5 protein-coding genes are annotated in these 6,477 nt (G+C 71.9%); 1 reads left to right on the top strand and 4 read right to left on the bottom strand.

Annotation, left to right across the window (positions count from 1 at the left end):
• Positions 1 to 184: 184 nt before the first annotated feature.
• Both VT50_RS28765 and VT50_RS28760 read right to left on the bottom strand, forming a co-directional pair.
• A complete protein-coding gene (locus tag VT50_RS28765; RefSeq protein WP_046084458.1) occupies positions 185 to 1,393 on the bottom strand; it encodes an MFS transporter in 1,209 nt (402 codons plus the stop codon).
• Positions 1,394 to 1,568: 175 nt separating this feature from the next.
• Positions 1,569 to 2,606 carry an endonuclease/exonuclease/phosphatase family protein gene (locus tag VT50_RS28760; RefSeq protein WP_046084459.1) on the bottom strand — a complete coding sequence of 346 codons (1,038 nt, stop codon included), beginning with the start codon at positions 2,604 to 2,606 and terminating at the stop codon, positions 1,569 to 1,571.
• Between the two features lie 423 nt (positions 2,607 to 3,029).
• On the opposite strand from VT50_RS28760, the gene VT50_RS28755 reads away from it, so the two are divergent.
• Entirely contained in the window at positions 3,030 to 4,031 is a 1,002-nt protein-coding gene (locus tag VT50_RS28755; RefSeq protein ID WP_046084460.1) for a hypothetical protein, read from the top strand.
• A gap of 47 nt (positions 4,032 to 4,078) precedes the next feature.
• On the opposite strand, the gene VT50_RS28750 is transcribed toward VT50_RS28755, so the two are convergent.
• Together VT50_RS28750 and VT50_RS28745 are read right to left on the bottom strand one after the other, a co-directional pair.
• Positions 4,079 to 4,705, bottom strand: a complete 627-nt coding sequence (locus VT50_RS28750; RefSeq protein WP_046084461.1) for a TetR/AcrR family transcriptional regulator — start codon at positions 4,703 to 4,705, stop codon at positions 4,079 to 4,081.
• Positions 4,702 to 6,327 (bottom strand): MFS transporter, encoded by a 1,626-nt coding sequence (locus VT50_RS28745; protein WP_046084462.1) that lies wholly within the window; start codon positions 6,325 to 6,327, stop codon positions 4,702 to 4,704. The genes VT50_RS28750 and VT50_RS28745 overlap by 4 nt, the downstream gene beginning before the upstream one ends.
• Positions 6,328 to 6,477: the final 150 nt, after the last annotated feature.

Genomic DNA, 6,477 nt, shown 5'->3' with positions numbered 1-6,477 from the left:
GGCCGGGGGGACAGGGGACGGGGGACGGGCCATCGGGGCTAGGGGCGAAGCCCCTGTTGGGGGCTGGAGGCGAAGCCCCTGGTTCGGGGCCGGGGGCGAAGCCCATGGTTCGGGGCTAGGGGCGAAGCCCATGGTTCGGGAAGGGGCGGGGAGGGGAAGGACCCCCTGGCCAGCCGTCCGCAGGTCAGCCCACTTCCGACAGCTCCGCCCTCGCCTCGCGCCTCGCGACGACCCGCGAGCCGCCTGCCGGGGTGGCGCGGTCGGTCAGGCCCGCGACGACGGCGATCGCGAGGCCGAGCACCGCGAGCACCGCGCCGACCAGCGTCGGGGACGTCCAGCCCCAGCCCGCCGCGATGGCGGCGCCGCCGAGCCACGCGCCACCGGCGTTGGCCAGGTTGAAGGCGGAGTGGTTGGAGGCGGAGGCCAGCGTCGGGGCGTGCTGGGCCTTGTTCATCACCAGCATCTGGAGCGGGGTGGTGGTCATGAAGCCCACCGCACCCAGCACCACGACCGACACCAGCGCCGCCCACTTCACATGCACCGTGAAGTCGAAGGCCACCAGCACGGCGGCCAGCGCCGCCAGCGAGCCGTAGAGCGTCGGCCGCAGCGCCCGGTCGGTCAGCGGACCGGCGATCAGGGCGCCCAGCGTCATGCCTATGCCGAACAGCGCCAGCACCAGGGTGACCGTCGACTCACCGAACCCGGTGACCTCGGTCATCATCGAGGCGAGATAGCTGTAGACGGCGAAGACACCGGCGAAGCCGAAGACGGCGGTGAGCAGCCCCAGCAGCACCTGGCGGTCGCGCAGCGCGCCGAGCTCCTGGCGCAGCCCGCCGTGCTGCTCGTGGGAGATCCGCGGCACGAGCCGGGCGAGCGCGGCCATGGCGACCACCCCGATCGCGGCGACGACCAGGAAGGTCGCGCGCCAGCCGAGGTTCTGGCCGAGCAGGGTGGCCACGGGGACGCCGACGATGTTGGCGATGGTCAGCCCGAGGAACATGGTGGCCACCGCCCGGGCCCGCCGGTCCTCGGTCACCAGCCGCGCGGCGACCACCGCGCCGACGCCGAAGAACGCCCCGTGGGGCAGCCCGGCGAGCACCCGGCCCGCGATCAGCAGCCCGAAGGTGGGGGCGAGGGCGGAGGCGAGGTTGCCCACCGTGAAGAGCGCCATGAGCAACACGAGCATCCGCTTGCGCGGGATACGGGAACCGAGGGCGGTCAGCAGCGGAGCGCCCACCACGACCCCGATGGCATACGCGGAGACGAGGTATCCGGCCGTGGGCACCGAGGTGCCCAGATCATGCGCGACATTGGGCAGCAGGCCCATCATCACGAATTCCGTAGTACCAATGCCGAAGGCGCTCACAGCAAGGGCGAGCAGGGCCAGGGGCATGAGAGACCTTTCAAACGAAGGAGAAACGTGCAGGGATGCATATGTTCTCTAGCTGAACAAAGTCTCTCACGCGGAATGTTCCCAAGCAGATCCCGCAGATGAACGGCACGTAAGATCTCGCCGGGTGCCGCGTGACATGGCTCACGGGGCACCCGGCGAGCCCATACGGCTCAGCTCAGTAGTCGACCGACGCCGCCAGCGGAAGGTGATCGCTCCCGGTCCTGGGCAGCGCCCACGCCGACACCGGATCCAGCCCCCGCACCATGATCTGGTCGATCCGCGCCATCGGGAACGACGCGGGCCAGCTGAAGCCGAAGCCGTCGCCCGCCGCCCCCTGGGCGGACCGCATCTGCGCGGTGACGGGAGCGAGCGCACGGTCGTTCATCGTGCCGTTCAGATCGCCCAGCAGGACCACCTTCTTCAGCGGCTCCTCGGCGATGGCCTGGCCCAGCGCCTCGGCGCTGCCGTCGCGCTGCCCGGCGGTGAAGCCCGCGTTGAACTTCACGCGCACCGAGGGCAGATGGGCCACGTAGACGCCGACCTCACCGCGCGGGGTGGCGACGGCGGTGCGCAGCGCCCGCGTCCAGCCCAGCTTGATGTCCACCGGTTTGGTGCCGGACAGCGGGTACTTGCTCCACAGCCCCACCGTGCCCTGCACGGTGTGGTAGCGGTAGGTGCCCGCCAGGGCCCGCTCGTACGCCGGCACGGCCGGGACCGTCAGCTCCTCGAGGGCCACCACATCGGCACCCGAGGCGGCCACGTCCTTCGCGGTGCCGGTCGGATCGGCGTTCTCCGCGTTGACGTTGTGGGTGACGACGGTCAGCTCACCGCCGCCGCCGGACTTGTCGGAGAACATCAGCCCGCCGAAGAGGTTCAGCCAGACGCCGACGGGCAGCACCAGCGCCAGCACCGCGCTGGCCGACCGCCGCACCAGACCGAGCACCAGCAGCACCGGCAGGAACAGGCCCAGCCACGGCAGGAAGGTCTCCAGCAGCGAGCCCAGGTTGCCCACCCGGTTGGGGATGTCGGCGTGGAAGATCATGACCAGCGTGAGCAGGAGCGCGAGCGCCGCCAGCACCAGCCCGCGCCGCCAGAGGCCGCGATCGTTCCGGAGCCGGAACCGGAACCGGTCGAACAGGCGGCCGATCCGGGAGCCCGATTGCCGGGGCGTGTCCCCGAGCTGACCCGGCTCCTGCGTGTACGCCTGCGTCATTCGCTGTCCCTCACTGCCTCAACTGCCGCGCCTTGGACTACGACCCTAGGTGATGACCAGGGCTTTTCCCGACGCCCCCGCGTGCCCCCGCGCAAGGACGACCGGTGGGGGCGCTCCCCCGTCCGAGGACGACGGCGCGACGGCCCCGAGTTCCCCGTCCCGGCCCCGGGACGGGGTGTTGTGACACAACAGGCACATATCCGCCACCCCGCCGTCGGCCGACGTTCGGGCAAGGCATCGGTGCACGGCATTCGTGCGAGGCGTTCGTGCAAAGCGCTTGTCCACGACGTTTGTGCAAGAGGCTCCGACGTCCGTCCAATGCGCCCGCGCGCGCCGCGCCCGCATAGTGACGTGGGCGCGCCCGCGCCCGCAGCCCCGACGCCACCCGCCCACCAACCACCGCCCCTGGAAGGGGAGTCGCCGATGAGATGGCGCCCCAGCGCCCCGGCCCTGGCACTGGCACTGGTCCTGGCACTCGCCGTTGTCCTCCCCCTCGGGCCGTCCCTGCCCACCGCGTCCGCGCGGACTTCGGCCGGGACCCCCATCGTGTTCGACGACGGCCCGCGGCACCGCTGCTACGCCGTCCAGGAGGAGCACTACGACCCCGAGCCGCCCGGCCACGCGCCCAATCCCCTCAAGGACACCTCGGGCTGCTCCGCCCTGGACGACCCCCAGCGGGTGGACGCGGCCTGCGCGGACTTCGGCCACACCGGCCCCTGGGGCCCGGCCTGTCCGGCGTGGAAGTTCCTGACCGTGGGCTGGTACTACCAGAAGACCCCGGACCCCGACAGCGGGGACTTCCGGAAGTTCCCCGGGTACGACGTCCAGGTGGCGGGGGCGGAGGGCGCCCCGCTGACCGTCTCGCTGCGCAACAGCGCCCGCGCGACGGCCGATCCGTGCACCCTGCGCGAGGTGGCCTTCGCGTACGAGTACCCCTCGTCCTCCTTCCGCCGCAGGGCGGACGGCGGCGCGTACGGGCTCGCCGACGGCTCCGCGCTGCGGGTCTCGTACGACGCGCGGGTCAGCGACGGCGGCGTCTACGCCTGTGCGTCCGAGCACCGGGCGTCGCTCACCACCGACCTGATCTACGGCTACGGCCCCGAGGGGGCCCGTAAGAAGAACGTGATCTCCGTGGTGCATTTCAACCCCGACGCCCCGGCCCCGCCGCCCGACGGCGTCCTGTGGAGGCACTGCGACACCGGCGGGTGCCGGGTCGCCGTCGCCGCTCCGGAACAGCTCCCCGCGGGGGTGAGCAGCCACATCAGCGTCGAGTTCCGTGCCCTGGCCCAGCGGTACGCGGCCGACCTCGGCCATCCGGACGGCGTCCCGGCCGACGCCCAGATCGACGCCGTACAGATCGTGAGCAGCAACCGGGGCACCGACACCGGCGTGGACCTGACCGGCACCGAGGTCGTTCTGGAGTAGCCCGGGGCCGCGGCGTAACCGCCGCGAGCGTCAACCGACCGGAGGTGTCAGCCGGGGGCGTCCGCGCGCGGCGCGGGCGCCACCCCGTGCAGCACGGCGTCGACGATGCGCTCGGCCAGGCCCTCGGGCAGCTCCTTCCACTCGTGCAGGATCGCGCGGGACAGCATCGGCCCGGTGAACAGGTCGGCGAGCAGTTCCAGATCCACGTCGGTACGGATCTCACCGGTCTCCTGGCCGCGGCGCAGTACGGCGCGCAGGGCGGTGCGGCGGGCCTCAATGACGGTCTCGTCGTACGCCCGCCACAGCTCCAGGTGGGCGTGCATCTGCGTGATGACGTTGCGCAGCAGGGCGGAGTTGCGCTTGGCCAGCCCCCGGCGGCGCATGAACTCCAGGATGGCGACGAGGTCGTCGCGCACCGAGACCCCGGACGGCTCGGGGCCGGGCTCCTCCAGGGAGCGCAGCACATCGAGCAGCAGCGCGTTCTTATCGGGCCAGCGACGGTAGACGGTGGCCTTGCCGACCCCCGCCTCGCGGGCGATCCCCTCGATCGAAAGTCCGCCGACCGAGGCGCCCTCCTCCAGCAGCCGGAGCGCGGCCTCGATGATCGCGGCGTCGGTGGCGGGGCTGCGGGGACGGCCGCGGAGCCTGGGCGCGGAGCTCTCCGGTGCGGTCATCGGTCGGCCGACGCCCCCTTCCGCTCCCGCGGCCGCCCGTCGTCGGGGGCCCGGCCGGGGCCCTCCTTGCCGGGCAGGAAGGCCAGCACCACCAGCGCGCCGAGGACGGCGACGCCCGCCGAGCCGAGGGCGGCGATGTGCATGGCGTGGACGAAGGCGTCCTGGGCCGGGCCCACCAGCGCCTGCCCCCTGGACCCCAGCTTCTCGGCGACCCCCATGGTGGCCTCGACGGACTCGCCCGCCGAGCGCTGTACGGAGTCGGGCAGCCCGGGCACCGCGGCCAGGGTGTCCCGGATCCGCTCGCGGTAGGCGGCGGAGAGCACCGAGCCCAGCACCGCGACCCCGAGCGCGCCGCCGACCTGCCGGAAGGTGTTGTTGAGCGCCGAGCCGGAGCCCGCCTTCTCGCGCGGCAGCGCCTGCATGATCCCGGTGGTCACCGGCGGCATGATGTGGGCCATTCCGGTGCCCTGGACGAAGAACAGCACCTCGAGCACGACGATCGGGGTGTCCACGCCCAGCAGCAGGAATCCCGACATGGTGGCGGCCACCAGCAGCATCCCGCCGGTGCACACCGCGCGGGCGCCGAACCGCTCGACGACCAGCCGGGCGCGCGGGGCGAAGATCAGCTGCGCCACGGCCAGCGGCAGGATCAGCAGCCCGGATTGGAGCGCGCTGTAGCCGCGCACGCTCTGGGTGTAGAAGACCATGAAGAAGGTCACGCCCATGAGGGCGAAGAAGACCAGGGCGACGGCGGCGATGGCGGCGGAGAAGGCGGGGTTGCGGAAGTAGCCGACGTCGATGGCCGGATGGTCGCTGCGCTTCTCGTGCACCACGAAAAGGACCAGGACGACGAGCCCGGCGATGATCGAGCCCAGCACCTGGGCGTCGGTGAAGTCGGCGAGCTGGCCGCCCTTGATGATGCCGTAGACCAGCAGGACGAGCCCGACCACGGACAGCAGCACGCCCAGCGGGTCCACCCGGCCGGGCGCGGGGTCCCTGGAGTCGGGGACGAGCACCACCATCGCGATCAGCCCGACGATCACCACCGGTACGTTGACGAAGAAGACCGAACCCCACCAGAAGCGCTCGAGCAGCAGTCCGCCGGTGATCGGGCCGATGGCGATGGCCAGCCCCACCGCGGCGACCCAGATGCCGATCGCCTTGGCCTGCTCCTCGCGTTCGAAGACATTGACCAGGATGGCGAGGGTCGCGGGCATCACGAAGGCGGCGCCGAGGCCCATGAGCGCCCGGAAGCCGATGAGTTCACCGGGCGACCCGGAGAAGGCGGCGAGCACCGAGCCCATGCCGAACACCGCCATCCCGCCGAGCAGGACCTTCTTGCGGCCGATCCGGTCGCCGAGGATCCCCGCGGTGAACAGCAGCCCGGCGAAGACCAGCGTGTAGGAGTTGATCGCCCATTCCAGCTGGCTCTGGGTGGCGCCGAGCCCGGTGGGCTTCGGCGAGGCGATGGTCTTCATCGCCACGTTGAGTATCGAGTTGTCGAGGACGACGACCAGCACGCTGAACATCAGGACGACGAGGATCGCCCAGCGCCTGCGGTGGATCGCCTCAGGGACACCGGATCCGGCCGGCGCGCCCTGGGCGCTGGGTGAGGTTGCCATACCGCCCAGGCTAGGCGACTTACGATACGAGGCCGTCTCGTATTAGAAAATCTTTGCGAGGCTTTTGAGCCGACGGGCAGACGGGCCGACGGGCCGGTGGACGGACCCGTGGAGCGGCCCGTGAACGGGCCCGCGGAAGGTGGTCAAGGC

It is taken from the genome of Streptomyces antioxidans (genome assembly GCF_000968685.2).
GTDB classification, from domain to species: domain Bacteria; phylum Actinomycetota; class Actinomycetes; order Streptomycetales; family Streptomycetaceae; genus Streptomyces; species Streptomyces antioxidans.
This window is presented reverse-complemented; position numbering and strand designations above follow the sequence as displayed.

Coding starts and splice junctions, on each gene's coding strand:
- VT50_RS28750 (WP_046084461.1), bottom strand. CDS start 4,705: ATGACCGCACCGGAGAGCTCCGCGCCCAGGCTCCGCGGCCGTCCCCGC.
- VT50_RS28745 (WP_046084462.1), bottom strand. CDS start 6,327: ATGGCAACCTCACCCAGCGCCCAGGGCGCGCCGGCCGGATCCGGTGTC.
- VT50_RS28765 (WP_046084458.1), bottom strand. CDS start 1,393: ATGCCCCTGGCCCTGCTCGCCCTTGCTGTGAGCGCCTTCGGCATTGGT.
- VT50_RS28755 (WP_046084460.1), top strand. CDS start 3,030: ATGAGATGGCGCCCCAGCGCCCCGGCCCTGGCACTGGCACTGGTCCTG.
- VT50_RS28760 (WP_046084459.1), bottom strand. CDS start 2,606: ATGACGCAGGCGTACACGCAGGAGCCGGGTCAGCTCGGGGACACGCCC.